The sequence below is a fragment of the Actinoplanes solisilvae genome, assembly GCF_003999975.1.
Lineage (GTDB): Bacteria > Actinomycetota > Actinomycetes > Mycobacteriales > Micromonosporaceae > Actinoplanes > Actinoplanes solisilvae.
Map to the genome: position 1 here is coordinate 583,047 of NZ_RJAC01000001.1, position 17,666 is coordinate 600,712.

Annotated in this window: 16 protein-coding genes; 7 read left to right on the top strand and 9 right to left on the bottom strand. The window is 71.5% G+C overall.

The genetic code is table 11. The features are described 5' to 3' along the window. Positions 1 to 95: 95 nt before the first annotated feature. Entirely contained in the window at positions 96 to 287 is a 192-nt protein-coding gene (locus EER30_RS02750; protein ID WP_127497901.1) for a hypothetical protein, read from the bottom strand. Between the two features lie 119 nt (positions 288 to 406). Here EER30_RS02750 and EER30_RS02755 point away from each other — a divergent pair, with 119 nt between their 5' ends. Beyond that, the gene (locus tag EER30_RS02755; protein WP_127497903.1) at positions 407 to 1,120 is read left to right on the top strand and encodes a lysophospholipid acyltransferase family protein; all 714 of its coding nucleotides are present in this window, start codon (positions 407 to 409) and stop codon (positions 1,118 to 1,120) included. A gap of 77 nt (positions 1,121 to 1,197) precedes the next feature. On the opposite strand, the gene cspE is transcribed toward EER30_RS02755, so the two are convergent. Continuing rightward, a complete protein-coding gene (cspE, locus tag EER30_RS02760) occupies positions 1,198 to 1,401 on the bottom strand; it encodes a transcription antiterminator/RNA stability regulator CspE (RefSeq protein WP_015625344.1) in 204 nt (67 codons plus the stop codon). Between the two features lie 225 nt (positions 1,402 to 1,626). On the opposite strand from cspE, the gene EER30_RS02765 reads away from it, so the two are divergent. Further along, positions 1,627 to 2,031 carry a pilus assembly protein CpaE gene (locus EER30_RS02765; RefSeq protein WP_127497905.1) on the top strand — a complete coding sequence of 135 codons (405 nt, stop codon included), beginning with the start codon at positions 1,627 to 1,629 and terminating at the stop codon, positions 2,029 to 2,031. Here the strand turns inward: EER30_RS02765 and EER30_RS02770 are convergent. From EER30_RS02770 to EER30_RS02790, 5 genes are all read right to left on the bottom strand, one after another. Next, a complete protein-coding gene (locus tag EER30_RS02770) occupies positions 2,028 to 5,408 on the bottom strand; it encodes an ATP-dependent helicase (protein ID WP_127497907.1) in 3,381 nt (1,126 codons plus the stop codon). The two genes, EER30_RS02765 and EER30_RS02770, sit on opposite strands and share 4 nt — an antisense overlap. Beyond that, on the bottom strand, positions 5,405 to 8,953 hold the full coding sequence (locus tag EER30_RS02775; RefSeq protein ID WP_127497909.1) for an ATP-dependent helicase: 3,549 nt from the start codon (positions 8,951 to 8,953) through the stop codon (positions 5,405 to 5,407). The genes EER30_RS02770 and EER30_RS02775 overlap by 4 nt, the downstream gene beginning before the upstream one ends. Positions 8,954 to 8,982: 29 nt before the next feature. Beyond that, positions 8,983 to 10,005, bottom strand: a complete 1,023-nt coding sequence (locus EER30_RS02780) for a LacI family DNA-binding transcriptional regulator (RefSeq protein WP_127497910.1) — start codon at positions 10,003 to 10,005, stop codon at positions 8,983 to 8,985. A 276-nt stretch (positions 10,006 to 10,281) separates the two neighbouring features. After that, positions 10,282 to 10,836: an LOG family protein gene (locus tag EER30_RS02785; RefSeq protein WP_127497912.1), complete on the bottom strand. Its 555-nt coding sequence runs from the start codon at positions 10,834 to 10,836 to the stop codon at positions 10,282 to 10,284. Between the two features lies 1 nt (position 10,837). Further along, positions 10,838 to 11,617, bottom strand: a complete 780-nt coding sequence (locus EER30_RS02790) for an LOG family protein (RefSeq protein ID WP_127497914.1) — start codon at positions 11,615 to 11,617, stop codon at positions 10,838 to 10,840. Between the two features lie 213 nt (positions 11,618 to 11,830). Between EER30_RS02790 and EER30_RS02795 the strand changes: the two genes are divergently transcribed. Then, complete coding sequence (locus EER30_RS02795) at positions 11,831 to 12,028, top strand: hypothetical protein (protein ID WP_127497916.1); 198 nt, start codon at positions 11,831 to 11,833, stop codon at positions 12,026 to 12,028. Here the strand turns inward: EER30_RS02795 and dapE are convergent, their stop codons facing one another. Beyond that, a complete protein-coding gene (gene dapE, locus EER30_RS02800; protein ID WP_127497918.1) occupies positions 12,029 to 13,099 on the bottom strand; it encodes a succinyl-diaminopimelate desuccinylase in 1,071 nt (356 codons plus the stop codon). Positions 13,100 to 13,155: 56 nt separating this feature from the next. On the opposite strand from dapE, the gene dapD reads away from it, so the two are divergent. Beyond that, on the top strand, positions 13,156 to 14,103 hold the full coding sequence (gene dapD / locus EER30_RS02805) for a 2,3,4,5-tetrahydropyridine-2,6-dicarboxylate N-succinyltransferase (protein ID WP_205650092.1): 948 nt from the start codon (positions 13,156 to 13,158) through the stop codon (positions 14,101 to 14,103). Here dapD and EER30_RS02810 read toward each other — a convergent pair. Beyond that, complete coding sequence (locus EER30_RS02810) at positions 14,100 to 14,897, bottom strand: LysR family transcriptional regulator ArgP (protein WP_127499307.1); 798 nt, start codon at positions 14,895 to 14,897, stop codon at positions 14,100 to 14,102. The two genes, dapD and EER30_RS02810, sit on opposite strands and share 4 nt — an antisense overlap. Positions 14,898 to 14,966: 69 nt before the next feature. On the opposite strand from EER30_RS02810, the gene EER30_RS02815 reads away from it, so the two are divergent. From EER30_RS02815 to EER30_RS02825, 3 genes are all read left to right on the top strand, one after another. After that, positions 14,967 to 15,563, top strand: coding sequence for a LysE/ArgO family amino acid transporter (locus tag EER30_RS02815; protein ID WP_127497920.1), 597 nt, complete (start codon positions 14,967 to 14,969; stop codon positions 15,561 to 15,563). Positions 15,564 to 15,777: 214 nt separating this feature from the next. Continuing rightward, positions 15,778 to 16,815, top strand: a complete 1,038-nt coding sequence (locus EER30_RS02820; RefSeq protein WP_127497922.1) for a DNA polymerase III subunit beta family protein — start codon at positions 15,778 to 15,780, stop codon at positions 16,813 to 16,815. Between the two features lie 99 nt (positions 16,816 to 16,914). Beyond that, entirely contained in the window at positions 16,915 to 17,643 is a 729-nt protein-coding gene (locus tag EER30_RS02825) for a class I SAM-dependent methyltransferase (protein ID WP_240669718.1), read from the top strand. Positions 17,644 to 17,666: the final 23 nt, after the last annotated feature.

The following is a 17,666-nucleotide window of genomic DNA, read 5'->3' on the forward strand; positions in this document are numbered from 1 at the left end:
CGGTGGTTCCCAACGCATCACCGAACCGGGTCAGCGAACCGGGTCAGCGAACCGGGTCAGCGAACCGGGTCAGCGAACCGCGTCAGCGAACCGCGTCAGCGGCCCGTGGCCTCGACCGCGTTGCCGAAGAAGGCGATCATCTGCTGCCACAGCGACGGGCCGACCTCTGGCGGGGCCTCGACCGCCGAATACCAGGGCGCGAAGGCGACCACGAGCACGAGCGCGACACCGGAGACGGCGAGCGCGAGCACGAATCCCAACTCCCGGCGAGCGGATGGTCCGCGCATGCCGGTACCTCCAAGATCACGCGGGGCAAAAAGTGCCGATGAATGAATAGACGCGCGATCAGCCCCTAACGTTGCACCCGTCCCAGGAGAAGTTCAGCGAATTCGGCTACCGTCTTGCCATGGAACTCGTGTATCCACCGGTCGTCGCCTTGTGCAAGACGATGTTCCGGGCGCTCGACCTCAAGATCCAGGTGGACGGCGCCGAGCACATCCCGCCGTCGGGCGGCGCGGTGCTCGCGAGCAATCACTCCAGCTATCTCGACTTCATCTTCTGCGGCCTGGGCGCCCTGCCGGCCAAGCGGCTGGTGCGCTTCATGGCGAAGAAATCGGTCTTCGACCACAAGGTCAGCGGCCCGCTCATGCGGGGCATGCGCCACATCCCGGTCGACCGTGACGCCGGTGCGGCGTCGTTCCGCCAGGCCACCCAGGCGCTGAAGGACGGCGAGATCGTCGGGGTCTTCCCCGAGGCGACGATCAGCGAGTCCTTCACCGTCAAAGAGCTCAAGTCGGGCGCCGTCCGGCTGGCCCGCTCGGCCAAGGTCCCGCTGATCCCGATGGCCGTCTGGGGTCCCCACCGGCTCTGGACCAAGGGCCGCGAGAAAGATCTGACCAAGCGCCACGTGCCGGTGCTCATCAAGATCGGCCAGGCGATCGAGATTCCCAAGGGCGTCTCGCCCGACGCGCTCACCGCGACCCTCAAAGAGCGGCTGAGCGACCTGCTCGACGCCGCCCAGCGTGCCTACCCCGACAAGCCCTCCGGCCCCGACGACCGCTGGTGGCTGCCCGCCCACCTGGGCGGCACGGCTCCGCTGCCGCAGACCGCCGCGGTCTGACACGCGAAACCAAAGAAGGCGCCGCATCCTCCCAGGGATGCGGCGCCTCTGTTTGCCGTGCTAGCTGATCAGGATGATCAGAGCGGGCGGATGTTCGCGGCCTGCGGGCCCTTCTGGCCCTGGGTCACCTCGAACTCAACACGCTGGTTCTCGTCCAGGCTGCGGTAGCCGGAAGTCTGGATAGCGGAGAAGTGGGCGAAGACGTCGGCGCCGCCGTCGTCCGGGGTGATGAACCCGAAGCCCTTGTCCGCGTTGAACCACTTCACAACGCCGGTAACCATGCTCGTCTCCTCGACGGTCGATCGTTCCAGCCCATCATGGACGGGAACGAGGTAGTAAGACCCACACTTCGTGAGTCTCGTGTCGCCGTACTGATCGCCCGTACCGGGGAGAAACCCGGGTTACGACAAAGAGCGCCTGGGGCAGACTTCCCCACAGGCGCTCCTGAGTACTTGGGAACCAAACTGACAACACGGAGAGCTTAACATGTCTGAGGGGGTCTGACGGTGATCGGCGTACAACTCGCACAGCAGCTCAGAGAGGCCGGATTGACCTGGAAGCCTGCCCTCGGGGACCGTTTCGCGATACCCGATCGCGACCTTGATGACGAGGTCTTCGTGCTCAGCAACATGACCATCCAGGTGCACGCGATGCCCGAGGGACGCGTGATCGGCTTCAACGGGACGACCGAGTGGGCCCTCGACGACGTCGAGCTGGACGAAACGGTCTGGCTGCCCCGCGAGGACCAGCTTCGCGAACTGCTCGGCGGCACGTTCCGCACGCTGCGGCGAGGACCGGCCGGCTTCGAGGTCGTGATCGACCTGCTCGGTGAGGAGCGCGCTTTCGACGCCGGCACCGTCGAGTCGGCGTACGCGGCTGCTCTTTTGCATCTTTTGGCGGCCGCCGCCTAATTCATCCGTTCGGGCAGGCGTTCGATGAGCGCGGCCAGCTCGTCGGCGTCGAGCAGGTCGACCGGGCGTACGGTGACCTGGTCGCGCACGTAGTGGAAGCCCGCCCGCACCCGGTTGAGCGGCACCCCGGCCAACGAGGCCCACGCCAGCCGGTACGCCGCGAGTTGCACCGCTGCCGCGTCGGCGTCCGCGCCCTCGGGCCGCCGTCCGGTCTTCCAGTCGATCACGTCGTAGCGGTTGGCCGTGTCGGCGAAGACGGCGTCCATGCGCCCGCGCACGACCACCCCGGCGATCGTGGTCGCGAACGGCACCTCCACCTCGATCGGGGTGCGCTCGGCCCACTCGCCCGACAGGAACGCCTCCTGCAGGGCGATCAGCTCCTCGTCGCCGGCCGCGCCGTCGTCGGCCGCGCCCGGCAGCTCGTCGATGTCGATCAGCCGGACGGCGCCGAACCGCTGTTCGAGCCACGCGTGGAAAGCTGTTCCCCGGCGGGCATGCGGCAGGGGCCGTTGGGGCAGCGGCCGGCGCAGCGAGCGGGCCAGCGCCTGCGGGTCGCGGTGCAGCACGACGAGCTGCGAGACGGACAGGTGGCCGGGCACCGACACCTCGATCGGCCCGTCCCGGCGCGAGCGTTCGTCGCGTTCGGCGAGCAGCAGGTCGGCCTCGCGGCGCCAGCGGTCGACGTCCGGATCGGCCGGCTCGGGGATGCCGACCAGCTCGGCGGCGAGCCCCGCGCGGGCGGCGATCTCCGGATCGTCCTCGGCGAGGTCGGCGAAGGCCTCGGCCGCTTCCGGGTCGGGGGCGGCGATCATGCGGCGGATCAAGTCGGCCGCGGTGGCCATAGCCGGGCGGCGCAGACCCAGCGGGTCGAAGGGCCACTGCGCCGAGGGCACCAGTTCGGCGGCCGGGTTGGTCGCGTTCGGCGCGGGGTCGGGCGTCCAGACGTCGACCACGCCGGCGCCGCGGTCGCAGATCGCCCGGATCTCCTCCAGGAAGACCGACGGGCCGCGCGGGCGCTTGACCCCGTCGCCCCACCAGTAGCCCGAGGCGAGCAGCAGGCGACGGGGGCGGGTGACGGCCACGTACGCCAGCCGCCGCTCCTCGCGCACGTCGTGCTCGCGCCAGGCCGTGCCGAACGCCGCGACCGCGTTGAGCACCTCTTTCTGGTCGGTCGCGGGTGACAGGTCGAGCCGGGGCAGCCCGTCAGAGTCGCCGCGCAGCGGGAACGGCAGCACGCCGACGCCCATAAGGTAGTGGTCGGAGTTTCGGGCCAGGCCCGGCCAGACGCCCTTGGCCAGTCCGGCGACCGACACGACGTCCCATTCCAGGCCCTTCGCGGCGTGCGCGGTGAGAATCTGCACCGCGCCCTCGACCACGTCGACCTGGCCCGGTTCGAGACCGCGTTCCTCCTCCTCGGCCGCGGTGAGGAAGGCGAGGAAGCCCGCGAGCGTGCCGGCGTCGGTCTCGGCCGAATAGCGGGCGGCGGTGCCGGCGAGCGCGTCGAGATGGCCGCGGGCCAGACCGGCGTCCCCGGCCGCCCAGCCGCGCACGGCAACCTCGACGTCGAGTCCGATCGTGCGTTCGATGTCGGCCACCAGGTCGGGCAGCGGCTGGTCGAGGCGCTGCCGCAGGGCGCTGAGCTCGCGGCTGAAGGCGTGCAGCCGCACGTAGCCCTCGGCCGAGTATTGCTGCGGGGCGCCGAGGTCGGCCATCGCCTCGACCAGGGTGGCGTCGTCGAGACGGTCGGCCACCACGTCCTCGGGCTCGACGCCGGCGACCACGGCGGCCCGGGCGGCGGCCAGTCCGCGGGCCCGGCGGTGCAGGGCCACCAGGTCGCGCGGGCCGATGCGCCAGCGGGCGCCGGTCAGCAGGCGCAGCAGCGACGCGCCGTCGGTCGGGTCGGCCAGCACCCGCATCGTGCAGACGACGTCGCGTACCTCCGGGGTGTCGAGAAGACCGCCCAGGCCGACGACCTCGACCGGCAGGCCGCGCGCCCGCAGCGCCTCTTCGATCGCGGAGATCTGGGTGCGCACCCGCACCAGCACGGCGCTGGTCGGGCGCTGGTCGAGCGGGATCTCGCCCGGCGCGGCCTCGGGCAGGCCGGCGCTGATCCGCCACGCGGTGAGCATGGAGTCGGCGATCCAGGCGGCCTCGTCGGCGAAGGTGGGGAGAAGCGCGCAGGAGACCGTACGCCCGCCGACCGAACCGGACACCCGCTCAGCGGCCTTGAGCTCGGTGACGCGGGCGCCGAAAGCACGCAGCGGGGCGGAAACGGCGTTGGCGACGCGCAGGATCTCGGGGCGGTTGCGCCAGCTGCGGGTCAGGCTGCCGACCCGGGCCGGATCACCGCCGCGCAGCGTGAACTCGTCGGGGAAGCGGTCGAGCGTGCCCGCCGAGGCGCCGCGCCAGCCATAGATCGACTGGCAGGGGTCGCCCACCGCGGTGACCGGGTGCCCACCGCCGAAGAGCGCGTTCAGCATGGTCACCTGGGCGTGGCTGGTGTCCTGGTATTCGTCCAGCAGAACAATCTTGAAACGGCTCCGCTCGATCTCGCCGACCTCGGGGTGGTCGCGGGCCACCAGCGCGGCCCGGGCCATCTGGTCGCCGAAGTCCATCGCCTCGAGATCGATCTTGCGCTGGTCGTAGAGGCGCACCAAGGGCAGCAGGGTGAGGCGCAGCCGCTGCCGGGCCAGCATGTCGGCGACGTCCTTGTAGACCTTGCCCGGCCGCTCCTGCACCTCGGCGAAGAAGCGACCGGTCCACGCGGCCAGCTCGTCCGCGGAGACGAGATGCTCGGCCAGCTCGCCGGAGAGCGCGAGAACGTCGTCGGTGACCGTGCCGGGCGCGCGGTTCACCCCGGTCATCTCGCCCGTGTAGGAGCGCACCAGCGAGTCGACGATCTGCCAGCGGGCCGCCTCGGTGAGCAGCCGGGCCGACGGTTCGAACCCGGCGCGCAGGCCGTGCTCGGTGACGACCCGGGCCGCGTACGAGTGATAGGTGGAGATGGTGGCCTCGCCGTCGAAGGCCTCGTCGCGGCCGAGCCGGCGCACGAGCTGGCCGAGCCGGGTGCGTACGCGGTGGGCCAGCTCGCCCGCGGCCTTGCGGGTGAAGGTGAGGCCGAGGATCTCGTCGGGGTGGGCATAGCTGTTGGCGACCAGCCAGACGACCCGCGACGCCATCGTCTCGGTCTTGCCCGAGCCGGCCCCCGCGACGACCAGCAGCGGCTCGACCGGCGCCGAGATGATCTCGGACTGTTCGGTCGTGGGCCGGGGCAGGCGCAGCAGGCGGGCCAGCTCTTCCGGGGTGTAGCGGGGCCCGGAATCGGCACGGCGGCGCGGCGACGCCGACTCGTCGGCGAAGAGGCTCGGTTGAGTCACTGGCCCTGCTCTACGACTTGGCGTCCCTTGCCCGAGACCGGGCAACTCGTGCGCACCGGGCAGACCCGGCACCGGCTGTTGGCGACGGCCGAGAAGGTGGCGGCGGCCATCGTCTCGGCGGTGCGGCGAACCATCTCGTACGCCCATTCCGGGTCGGTCGCGTCGGCCAGCGGGAGCTGCATCTGCTCGCGCGCGTCGCGGCCCGGGCCGAGCTGCACGAGCGCGGCGCCCCCGCTCTCGGCGCCGTGGTCGGCGAACGCGCCGGCCTGCACGGCGGTCTGATAGCCGGCGAGCTGCGCGTGCTCCTCGAGCTCGGCGGAGGCGACGGTGGTGGTCTTCCCGGTCTTGAGGTCGATGACCACGAGACGGCCCTCGTCGTCGACCTCGAGCCGGTCGACCCGGCCGGTGAGCTGGATCGGCCGTTTCTCGTCCTCGAGGCGGACGGTGAACTCGTGCTCGATGGCGAGCAGCCGCCGAGGGTTGCCGGCCAGCCAGCGCAGTAGCTTGTCGACCATCGCCTGGGCGCGTTCCTGCTCGGGGCCGGCCAGCCAGCGGGCGGCCAGCTCGATCGCGTCGAACCGGGCGCTGACGTACTCGACCAGTTTCTCGCGGTCGGCGTTCGCGTCTTCGGCGAGCATCGCGGCCGCGTGCACCAGGTTGCCGACGCCCTGCGCGGGACCGGCCGGGGCGGCGCCGCCGTGACGTTCGAGCAGCCACCGCAGGCTGCAGCGCAGCGCGCTCTCCATCGAGGACGGGGTGACCTTGACGGGCTGGCCCTCGTCGACCAGCGGCCGGTCGTCGGAGAGCGGGCGCAGGCCCCACCACTCGTCGGGATGGGCACCGGGCACTCCGGCGGCGGCCAGACGGGCCAGCTCGGCCGCCGCGGCACGACGCCGGGCGGGCGTCTGGTCAGGAGCGACCACCACCGTACGCAACTCCGCGACGAGCGCCGACAGCGTGAGCGCCCGCGGCGGGCGGCCGACGGGCAGCTCTTCCGGCTGATCGACCGGCTCGGTCTCGCCCGCATCGTCGTCGGACGGCTCCTCGACCGGCCACTCCTCGTCATCGGGCGCGGCGGGGGCGTCGGGCGGGCGCCGGCCGGCGGAGGCGTCGGGCGGGCCGGCGGGCGGGCGCGGGCCGGTGAGATCAGGGGCGGGACCGGGGTCGGGCGGGTCGATCGGCGGGGGTGGCGTACCCGGGTCGTCGTCGGAGATGCCCAGCTCGGTGAGGAAGCGGCTCGGCTGTTCCTCGCCCTCGGAGCCGCCGACCCCGGCCGAGGCGATCGCGGTGACGATCAGTTTGTGGCGGGCGCGCGTGGTGGCCACATAGAACAGCCGCCGTTCCTCGTCGAGCAACGCCGAGGTCTGACCGACCACCGCGGCCTGCCCCGACGCGTCGCGGCCGGCGAGCACGTCGACCAGCCTTTCCGAGCCGAGCAGACTGCCGCGCAGCCGCAGGTCGGGCCAGATGCCCTCCTGCACGCCGGCCAGCACGACGACGTCCCACTCGAGGCCCTTGGCGGCGTGGGCGGTCAGCAGCCGGACGGCCTCGCCGCGGTCGGCGCTCGGCGCGATCGAGTCGGCGGGCAGGTCTTGGCCGAGCACGTGGTCGAGGAAGACCTCGACGCGCGCCCCGGGCAGCCGGTCGACGAACCGGGCGGCCGCGTCGAAAAGCACCACCATCGAGTCGAGATCGCGGTCGGCCGCCTCGGCCCGCCACTGCCGGGCCCGGCCGGCGTCGGCGTTCTCGGGCGCGGGGCCGGAGCGGGTACTCATCGCATACCACCGGTCGGCGAGGCCGCTGGCCCGCCAGACGGTCCAGAGCACCTGCTCGGCGGTGGCGCCGGGCGTGGTGGCGGCCGTGCGGGCGGTGGCCAGCAGGCGAGCGACCTGTTGAGCCGGGATCGCCCAGCGACGCTCGACCATGTCGAGCCCGGCCGGGTCGCGGACCGCGTCGACCAGCAGCTCGCCGGACGGCCGCCGGTCGCCCGCGGCGAGAGCCAGCGCCCGCAGGCCCTGACGCAGGCGGCGCTCGGCGAGCGGATCGGCCCCGCCCAGCGACGAGTGCAGCAGGGCGACCGCCGTCTCCTCGTTCAGCGCCTCGGGGTCGAGCGCGCACCGCAGGAGCAGCAGGAACGGCGCCACGGCGGGCTGCAGATGAAGGGGTAGGTCTTCGGCGTGGGTGACGGTCGGCACCCCGGCGGCCGCGAGGGCCCGCTGCAACGACGGGAGCTGCAACGACGTGCTGCGCAGCATCACCGCCATGCGCGACCACGGGATGCCCTGCAGCAGGTGGGCCTCGCGCAACGCGTGCGCCACGTAGGCGGCCTCGGCCGTCGCGGCCCGGAAGACGCGAACGACCGCCTCGGCGGACGGCCCGGCCGACGCCGCGGGCTCCGGGGCAGCGGCTTCGGCGGGTGGGCGCGGCGGGCCGATGAACGGTAGCGGTGGGTGCATGGGGCGGTGCGAGATCGGCCCGCGCATGCGCCGGGCCACCCGGGAGGTGGCGGAGAGCAAAGGTGACGGCGCCCGGTAATTGGTGTGCAGGGTCAGGGTCTCGGCGAGGGCGCCCGACGCCGTGCGGAACCTCGACGGGAAGCCGCTGACCGCGCCGGGGTCGGCGCCGCGGAAGCCGTAGATCGACGAGTCGGGGTCGCCGAACGCGACCAGGGGCTTGCCACCGCCGGCGACCAGGTGCAGCAGCTCGACCTGGGCCGGGTCGGTGTCGGCCAGCTCGTCCACATAGACGTAGGCCAGCCGGCGGCGCTCGGCCTCGAGCAGCTCGGGGCTGTCGGCGAGCAGGCCGGAGGCGGCCCGCACCAGTTCGGCCGGGTCGTAGGCCGCCGAGCCGCGGGTGGTCACGTCGCGCAGAGCCAGGACGGAGACGTATTCGCGCAGGAAGCGGGCGGCGGCCGGCCAGTCGTCGCGGCCCAGCCGCTCGCCCAGCCGGGCCAGCTCGGCCGGGCCGACGCCGCGCTCGGCCGCGCGCTGCATGAGGTCGCGAAGCTGCTGGGCGAAGGCCCGCGTGGGCAGGGCCGGGCGCAACGCCGTCGGCCAGCCGATCGGGTCGGGCTCGTCGGCGTCACCCGAGATCTCGAGCAGCTCGCGGATGATCAGGTCTTGTTCGGGGCCGGTGAGCAACCGCGGGGACGGCTCGCCACGCTCGGCCGCGGCCCGGCGGAGCAGCCCGAAGGCGTACGCATGGAAGGTTCGCACCAGGGGCTCGTGCACTATGCGGCCCGGGTCGCCCGCGATGCGCGCCTCGATGCGGTCGCGCAACGCCGCGGCGCCGCGCCGGCCGAACGTCAGGATCAGGATGCGTTCCGGGTCGACGCCCTCGGCGATGCGCGCGGCCACCGATTCGACAAGCGCGGTCGTCTTGCCCGTGCCGGGGCCGCCGATCACCAGGAGAGGACCGTCGGTGTGCGAGGCCACGTACGCCTGGATCGGGTCTTCGAGAAGCGGGGGCGAGGCCGTGGGGGGACGCCGGACCAGACGGTACGCCGGGCGGCGCACCGCGGCGGGGGAGGAGGCCGGCGTGCTCACGGCAACAAGGAAACCACGAGGGTACGACGTTATCGAGCGCCCGGCGCCGCCACCGAGGCGCGGCGTCGTACAGGCATCGGCAGACGTTGAACCGAGGGGTCGGCCGACGGACCAAGCAGCCGCTCCACCGCCTGCCAGCCGAGTTGGTAGTGGGGCAGCGAGATGCTGGTGAGCTGAGGACGCAGCCACGCGGCCATGTCGGTGTCGTCGAACGAGATGACCGACACGTCCTGCGGAATTCTCAGCCCGGCCTCGCGCAGGGCCTGGTAGGCGCCGAGGGCGATGCGGTCGTTGAGGCAGATCAGGGCCTGCGGGACGAGTCCGTCGGCCAGCGCCCGGCTGACCCCCTCGTACGCCGAGTCGGGCCACCAGTCGCACTCGATCGTGCCCGCCAGCCGCGCGTCGGAGGCGTTCAGCCCCTCGCGGATGCCGGCGAGCCGTTCCCGCCCCGCGAAGACGTGCTCGGCGGGGTTGCCGACCAGATAGATCGCGCCGCGGTGACCGGCCTCGAGCAGCGTCGCCGCGGCACTCCACCCGGCCGCCACCTCGTCGGGGATGATCTGGTGGTGGGCCGGCCGCGACCCGCGGGTGAGGCAGTTGAGCAGCACCACCGGGTGGCCCTTGAGCAGCTTCGGCAGCCGCACGTAGCGGGTGAACATGCTCGCGTAGACGAAGGCGTCGACCTGGCGGTCGAGGAAGTCGGCGATCAGCTTCTGCTCGATGACCGGGTCGCCCTCGCTCTCTCCGATGAAGAGCAGGTGACCGTGCGCTACGGCCGCGGCCAGGCTGCCGTGGATGGCCCGGCCGGCGTATTGATCGGAGGCGAGGGTGTCGGAGACCAGCGCGATCGTGCGTGTGACCTTGGTGCGCAGACTCCGGGCCATGAGGTTGGGCCGATAGTCCAGCTCCTGGGCCGCCCGGAGCACCCGTTGGCGGGCGTCTTCCGAGATCCTCATGTCCAGGTGGCGTCCAGCCAGGACGAAGGAGGCCGTGCTGCGGGACACACCGGCCCGCTGTGCGACCTGTAGCAGGGTCGCCCTTTGCGGCGGCATGTTCGCAGTGTTCCACGGCCGCGCGACGACCAACAGGTGATCACCAGGTCACTGATCGACATCTATTGACGTTGCCCGGACGCGGGAGCAGTGTCGGCTCAACCGATCCAGCACGGACGTGCTCCGGCGGGCGCGACGCCGTCGGGCAGCCGGAGCGAGCGCACCGGCGTGTCCCGGTGAGAGCGCGCCTGGCGCGCCCTCGTGCCGCTCGGCGGGCCCGCCGGGGCCCCTGGTCACGCCGGGTGGGTGTGGTGACACCCACCCGGCGTGACACCCTCAGCCGTTCGTCTTTACCCGGTCTTCGATGGCGTCCAACGCCGAGGAGATCGACTTGGCCACGATCACCCGTTCGAGGGCCGAGGAGCGTACGAACGCCGTGTCGGCCAGCCGGTCGAGCCACCCGAGCAGGCCGTCGTAGAAGCCGTCCGGGTCGAGCAGCACGATCGGCTTGTCGTGCAGGTCGAGGGTCGCGGTGGTCCACACCTCGAAGAGCTCGTCGAGGGTGCCGAGCCCGCCGGGCAGTGTGATGAAGGCGTCGGACCGCTCGATCATGATGTTCTTGCGGCTGCCCATGTCGTCGGTGACGATCAGTTCGTCGGAGGCCAGGTCGGCCACCTCGAGATCGACCAGCGACTGCGGGATGACGCCGAGCGTGTGCGCGCCGCCGGAGCGGGCGCCGTCGGCCACCGCGCCCATCATGCCGACGCAACCGCCGCCCGAGACCAGGCTGTGGCCGCGGGCCGCCAGTTCCTCGCCGGTGCGGGTGGCGAGGTCGAGCCACTTCTGTTCGAGGGTGCTGGAGGAGGCGCAGAACACGCAGATGGCGGCCACGTCACCGCTTTCCGTGCGAGTCGGCGAGAGCCGCGTCGGCGTCCACGATGATCTGCACGGCCTCGTCCACGTCGTCGGTGAGCTGGATCAGCTCCAGGTCGCTCTCGCTGATCTTGCCGTCGGCCAGCAACGTGCCCTTGACCCAGTCGAGCAGGCCGGACCAGTACGCCGTACCCATGAGGATCACCGGGAATCGGGTGACCTTCTTGGTCTGGACCAGCGTGATCGCCTCGAACAGCTCGTCGAGGGTGCCGAAGCCGCCGGGCAGCACCACGAACGCCTGGGCGTACTTGACGAACATGGTCTTGCGGACGAAGAAGTAGCGGAAGTCGATGCCGATGTCGACCCAGTCGTTGAGGCCCTGCTCGAACGGCAACTCGATGCCGAGCCCGACGGACATGCCGCCGGCCTCGGTCGCGCCCCGGTTGGCCGCCTCCATCACCCCCGGGCCGCCACCGGTGATCACCGCGTAGCCGGCCTCGGCCAGCGCGGCGCCCAGGGCCGCGGCCATCTCACACTCGGGGCTGTCGGGGTGGCTGCGGGCCGAGCCGAAAACGCTCACCGCGGGCGGAAGGTCGGCCAGGGTGTCGAAGCCCTCGACGAACTCCGAGAGGATCCGCAGCGCCCGCCACGCATCCTTGGTCTTCCACTCGCGCCGGTGATGCGAATCGAGGAGTTTCTCGTCGGCCGTACTCGCTGGAACCGACTCGCGGCGTAGCGTGACCGCGCCCCGATGACGCTCCGGCCCTCCGCTGTGTCGCCCGTTGGTGCTGTCCGTCATGCCTAAACGGTAGTGCGGACGGCCAGTGACCCGGTGAACAACCGGGTGGGTTTCGGTAAGGGCATTGCGGGTCGGCGACCTTTTTGCCAGATTGAAGCAACGGACGGTAGCTCCAGCGCGTCTGTTCAGTTACCAAGCTTTTAGATCCAGTTCGCGGCAACGCACGCTCGGCGCCCGGCTTCGTCCCGGGTCGGCGGGCTTAAGGAGCCACCCGTGACGAACCGATACGAGCGCATGAAGATGCAGCGCCGCATGCAGCGGCGCATCCGCCTGGTGGTCGAGGAGCGCCGCATGGCGTTCGGGGTACGACCGCAACCTGAGATCCCGCCCGACCCCGAGGCCACCATCGAGATCCCGCCGTCGACCGCGAAGAAGGCGATCGGCCGGGTGGCGGTGCGGCCGGCGGTTTGACTAGTCGGCCAGCCAGCGGTGCAACGTCGCCGCCCCGTCGCGGATCTTGCCGATCTCGACGTGCTCGTCGGGGGCGTGCGCCAGCAGCGGATCACCCGGGCCGTAGTTCAGCGCCGGAATGCCGAGCGCCGCGAACCGGGCCACGTCGGTCCAGCCCAGCTTGGCCGCCGGTTCGGCCCCGACCGCGGTGAGAAACTCGCGGGCCGGCGCGGCCGAAAGCCCTGGTAGCGCCCCCGGTGCCGAGTCGGTCAGCTCGACCTCGAAGCCGTCGAAGACCTCGAGCACGTGCTCCAGCGCCTGCTTCTCCGTACGGTCGGGGGCGAAGCGCATGTTGACCTCGACGACGGCCTCGTCCGGCACCACGTTGCCCGCGACACCGCCCTGGATGCGTACGGCGTTGAGCCCCTCGCGATAGGTGCAGCCGTCGATCGTGACCGTGCGCGGACGATAGTCCGACAGCCGTCGCAGCACCTCGCCGGCCGCGTGGATCGCGTTGACCCCGCGCCAGGCCCGCGCCGTGTGGGCCCGCCGGCCCGTTGTGCGCACGATCGCCCGCAGCGTTCCCTGGCAGCCGGCTTCGACCACACCGTACGTCGGTTCGAGCAGCACGGCGAAGTCGGCCATCAACCACTCGGGGCGCGACTCGGCCGCCAGACGCAGACCGTTGAACCGCGAGTCGATCTCTTCGGCCTCGTAGAACAGGTAGGTGAGGTCGTAGCGCGGGTCGGGCAGCGTGGCCGCCAGGTGCAGGGCGAGTGCGACGCCCGATTTCATGTCGGACGTGCCACAGCCGTAGATCAGATCGTCGACGACCGTGGACGGGAAGTTGTTGTTCAGCGGCACCGTGTCGAGATGGCCGGCGAGGATCACGCGCTGGTCGCGCCCCAGATCCGTACGGGCCATGACGGTGTTGCCGAGCCGTTCGACACTGAGATGTGACGTCTGCCGCAGCACCTCTTCGACGTGGTCGGCAAGCGCCTTCTCATTAAGGGAAACGGACTCGACATCGACCAGAGCACGGGTGAGCTCCACGGGGTCGACCAGCACGTCCGGGGTCAGCGGGTTGGCCATAGCGGGCACGATACCGGCCGGACGTGAATCTCCCCCTCTTTAGTAGTCTTCGGGCCGTGGACACTGCGATCTCGACCTCGCCCGCCTGGGGCATCGGCCTCGCCACCGTCACCGCCGAGGGTCAGGTGCTCGACACCTGGTACCCGGAGGGCTTCCTCGGCCTGGGCGACGTCCCGGCCGACGCGCCGGCCCTGCCGTCCGGCGTGACCGGGCCGCGGGCGTTGCCCGGCCTGTCGACGGTCGAGGTGCGCACGACGATCTCGTCGCTGGCCGACCCGATCAAGGACGCCGCCGACGCGTACCTGCGCCTGCACCTGCTCTCGCACCGGTTCGTCGTGCCGAACTCGCTCAACCTCGACGGCATCTTCGGCGCCCTGGCCAACGTCGCCTGGACGTCGGCCGGCCCGTGCCCGCCCGACCGGGTCGACGAGCTGCGCTTCCTCGAGCGCGCCGCGGGCCGCCACCTCTCCGTCTTCGGCGTCGACAAGTTCCCGCGCATGACCGACTACGTCGTGCCCTCCGGCGTACGCATCGCCGACGCCGACCGGGTGCGGCTCGGCGCCCACCTGGCCTCGGGCACCACGGTCATGCACGAGGGCTTCGCCAACTTCAACGCCGGCACGCTGGGCACGTCGATGGTCGAGGGCCGCATCGTGCAGGGCGTCGTGGTCGGCGACAGCTCCGACATCGGCGCCGGGTCGTCCATCATGGGCACGCTCTCGGGCGGCGGCAAGGACAAGGTGCGCATCGGCGAGCGCAGCCTGCTCGGGGCGAACGCCGGCATCGGCATCTCGCTCGGCGACGACTCCGTGGTCGAGGCGGGCGTCTACATCACGGCCGGCTCCAAGATCACGCTGCCGGACGGCCGGGTGGTCAAGGCCCGTGAGCTCTCCGGGGTGCCCAACCTGCTCTTCTGGCGCAACTCGGTGAGCGGGGCGCTCGAGGCCAAGCCTCGCTCGGGCACGGGCATCGAGCTGAACGCGGCGCTGCACGCCAACGATTAGCTTCGCAGATAGGGGGCGGCCGCCGCCTTGACGGCGGCCGTCAGTTCTTCCAGCACTTCTGAGCCGATTCGCCAGTATTGCCAGTGCAGTGGCACGTCTAGGTGGCGGCCGGGGTGCAGGTCTTCGTAGCGGCCGGCGGCGATGTCGTCGCGGGCGATCCACTCGGGCACGAGGCCCCACCCAAGACCGAGCCGGATCGCGTCGATGAAGGCCGACGCGGATGGCACGTAATGAACATCTTGGACATTTGGGTCAAAGCGATGCTGTAGGTGGTCCTTACGGTTGTAGAGGATCGCTGTTCTGTCTCCGGGCCGGCCCACCGCCAGATAGCGCATAGCGCCGAGCCGTTCGATCCGGCAGCCCTGCACGGCGACGTCGTCGGCGGTCACCGCGGCCATCGCCGTACCGGATCGCAGCAGGTCAGCGGTGTAGTGCTCATCGTCGGTGTGCAACTCGTAGTGCGGACCGGGGACGGCCGCGAGCGCCGGCAGGAACCACGTGTGCAGCGAGTCGGCGTTGACGACGATCGAGACGCGGGTGCGGTCACGGGCCTGGCCCAGAGCCTCCCGTTCGAGCAACGCGACCTGACCGGCGAACCGGACGAGCGCCTCCCCCGCCGGAGTCGCCACGCACGGCTTCGCCCGGCGCACGAGCACCTGACCGACCGAGCGCTCCAAGGTCTTGATGCGCTGACTCACCGCGGACGGCGTGATGTGCAGCTCACGGGCCGCCGCCTCGAAGCTGCCCGACTCGATGACCGCCTGGAAGGCCGTCAGCTGAGCGAAGTCCACGATTAGCAATCCTAATGCAACGTCAAAATCTTTAGTTTGAGTACGGGTCCCGGCCGCCCTAGCGTTTTATCCGTGCTCACGTCCGCCCTCGCCGGGTTCGCCGCCTCCGCCGTGCTGATCATCGCGATCGGGGCGCAGAACGCCTTCGTACTGCGCCAAGGTCTGCGCCGGGAACACGTGCTGGCGGTCGTGCTGGTCTGCGCCCTGTCCGACCTGCTGCTGATCCTGGCCGGCATCGGCGGGCTGGGCGCGGTCGTGACAGCACGGCCCTCGGCGGTCACGGTGATCAAGTGGGTGGGGGCGGCATTCCTCATCGCGTACGCCGGGTTGGCCGCTCGACGGGCGCTGCGGCCGGCCGCGCTGAACCCGGCGTCACGAGCGCCCGCGACGCTGGGGGCCACCGTGCTGACCTGCCTGGCGCTGACCTACCTGAACCCGCACGTCTATCTCGACACGGTGCTGCTGCTCGGGTCGGTCGCGCAGCAGCACCCGCACCGCTGGCTGTTCGGGGCGGGGGCGGCGGCGGCCAGTCTGGTGTGGTTCACGGCGCTCGGGGCGGGCGCGCATCGGCTGGGGCCGCTGCTGGCGCGGCCGTCGGCGTGGCGGGTGCTGGACGGGATGATCGCGGTCGTCATGCTCGGTGTGGCGGCGACTTTGCTGCTCGGCTGAGTCGGGCTTCGCCCTGTGGAAAACGGCGATCTGTGGGCGGCCGCCACGCGACCTGTGGACAACCCTGCTGCTCCGGTTGACATCCGCCTACAGTCGTCCTCACTCCCCGGGTGGGTGGGGGCTCGGGATGGCCACCACCTACTAAAGCAAGATCGAAAGAGCGGTTGACTCTCGACCTGGTCGAGGCGGCAGGGTCTCAAACGTGCGAGGAGACATGCGCGGCATCGGTGAGGTGGCACGGGCCAGTGGGCTCAGCGTCAGCGCGCTCCGGTTCTACGACACCGCGGGCGTGCTGGTCCCGGCCGAGGTCGACCCGGCCACCGGCTACCGGCGTTACCGCGACGACCAGGTGCGCGCCGCCCGTCTGATCGCCGGCCTACGCCGCGTCGGCATGCCGGTCGCCGAGATCGCCGAGGCCGTCCGCGACCTGAACGACCCCGCGTCGGTGAGGCGCAGGCTCGACGCCCACCGCCGCCGGCTCGAAGACGGGCTGGCCGACGCCCAGCGTGAACTCCTCCGCATCCACACCCTGCTCGACCTGGAGGAGAAACTCATGACCCGCGTCAGTCTGCCCGCCGCACACCTGGCCGCCTCGATCGACGCCGTCCGCTTCGCCGCGGGCCGCGACCCCGAACTGCCGATGCTGGGCTCAATCCTGGCCGACGTCCGCGACGGCGTGCTCACCCTCGTCGCCACCGACCGTTTCCGGCTGGCCGTGGCCACGACCGCCGCCGACATCGAGGGCCCGCCGATCCGCTCGGTCCTGCCGCTCGCTTTCGTCGACGAGTTGCGCCCCCGCCTCAAAGAGGGCGCCGCGATCCTCGACCTGACCCCCGATCGCGTACGGGTTGAGCCCGCCTCGATCGAGTCGGAGCTCCTGGACATCGACTACCCCGACCACCGCCGGCTGCTCGACGCGTTCTCCACGCCCACCACACGCGTCACCGTCGACACCGCCGCGCTGCGCTCCCGCGTCGAAGCCGCTCCGGTCGCGACGCGGGAACACGAAGGCACGCCGTACGAGGTCACGGTCTTGGGCTTCGACCCTGCCGGAAACGTTCGGCTGGTTCCCGAGAGCGAGTGGGACGACACCGCCCACCTCTCCGTGAACCGGGAGTTCCTGCTCCAGGCGCTCGACGCGGGCGCGGCCGGCCAGTTGCTGCTCGAGCTCGACGGCCCGATCAAGCCGCTCGCGGTCCGCGTCCCGGGCGACAATTCGCGCTTCTCGATCCTCATGCCCGTCCGCCGCTGAGCGCCGGGGCCGAAATTCACGTCCGGTTCACACCGGTCCATCTTTGAGCCATGTCACACCCGCTGCTTCCCGGACCGCGCCAGTGGCTACGGTCGTCTGGTGCGGATCGGGCAGCAGTACGAGGACTCCGCCGGCGAGCGCGCCACCGGCTGGGAATTCGCCTGGCTGGACGGGCGCGACGTCGGCTCCGAGCCTTCCTGGTCCTACCCCGCACTGGCCCGCGCCCTGCTGCGCCGCGCCTCCGCGGTCCTCGATCTCGACACCGGCAGCGGCGAGCTGCTCGCCGAGCTCGCGCCCCTGCCGCCGCACACGGTCGCCGTCGAGAGCTGGGCCCGCAACACCCCCGTCGCCCGCGATCGCCTCGCGCCGTTCGGGGTCCCGGTGCTGACCGAGCTGCCCGGTGGTGAGAACGAGTTCGACGTCGTTCTCAGCCGCCACGGCCGCCTGCCCGCCGCCGACATCGTGCGCCTGCTGCGCCGTGGCGGTCGCGTGCTCAGCCAGCAGGTCGGCAGCGACGACCTGGCCGGCCTCAACGGCGCGCTGGGCGCTGCCCCGGCCCACCGCGCGCCCTGGAACGCCGAGGTCGCGACCTCGGCACTGTGCGCGGCCGGTCTCGAGGTGACCGACGTGCGCGAGGAACGCCCTCCGGTCACGTTCACCGACGTCGGCGCGGTCGTTCGCCAGTTGCGTGACCTGCCGTGGCAGATCCGCGACTTCTCTCCGCGGCTGTACCAAGAGGCGCTGGCCCGCCTCGACACATTCATCCGCCTGCACGGCGGCTTCACCGTCAAAGCCCACCGGTTCCTGATCGAAGCCGTCCGTCCGTAACCACACCCGGAGAAGAAAGATCG

Bases quoted from the DNA above. Each gene is read 5' to 3' on its own strand.
- dapE (WP_127497918.1), bottom strand. From the start codon at position 13,099: ATGGCCAACCCGCTGACCCCGGACGTGCTGGTCGACCCCGTGGAGCTC.
- EER30_RS02820 (WP_127497922.1), top strand. From the start codon at position 15,778: ATGCGCGGCATCGGTGAGGTGGCACGGGCCAGTGGGCTCAGCGTCAGC.
- EER30_RS02750 (WP_127497901.1), bottom strand. From the start codon at position 287: ATGCGCGGACCATCCGCTCGCCGGGAGTTGGGATTCGTGCTCGCGCTC.
- EER30_RS02780 (WP_127497910.1), bottom strand. From the start codon at position 10,005: ATGCCGCCGCAAAGGGCGACCCTGCTACAGGTCGCACAGCGGGCCGGT.
- EER30_RS02790 (WP_127497914.1), bottom strand. From the start codon at position 11,617: ATGACGGACAGCACCAACGGGCGACACAGCGGAGGGCCGGAGCGTCAT.
- cspE (WP_015625344.1), bottom strand. From the start codon at position 1,401: ATGGTTACCGGCGTTGTGAAGTGGTTCAACGCGGACAAGGGCTTCGGG.
- EER30_RS02755 (WP_127497903.1), top strand. From the start codon at position 407: ATGGAACTCGTGTATCCACCGGTCGTCGCCTTGTGCAAGACGATGTTC.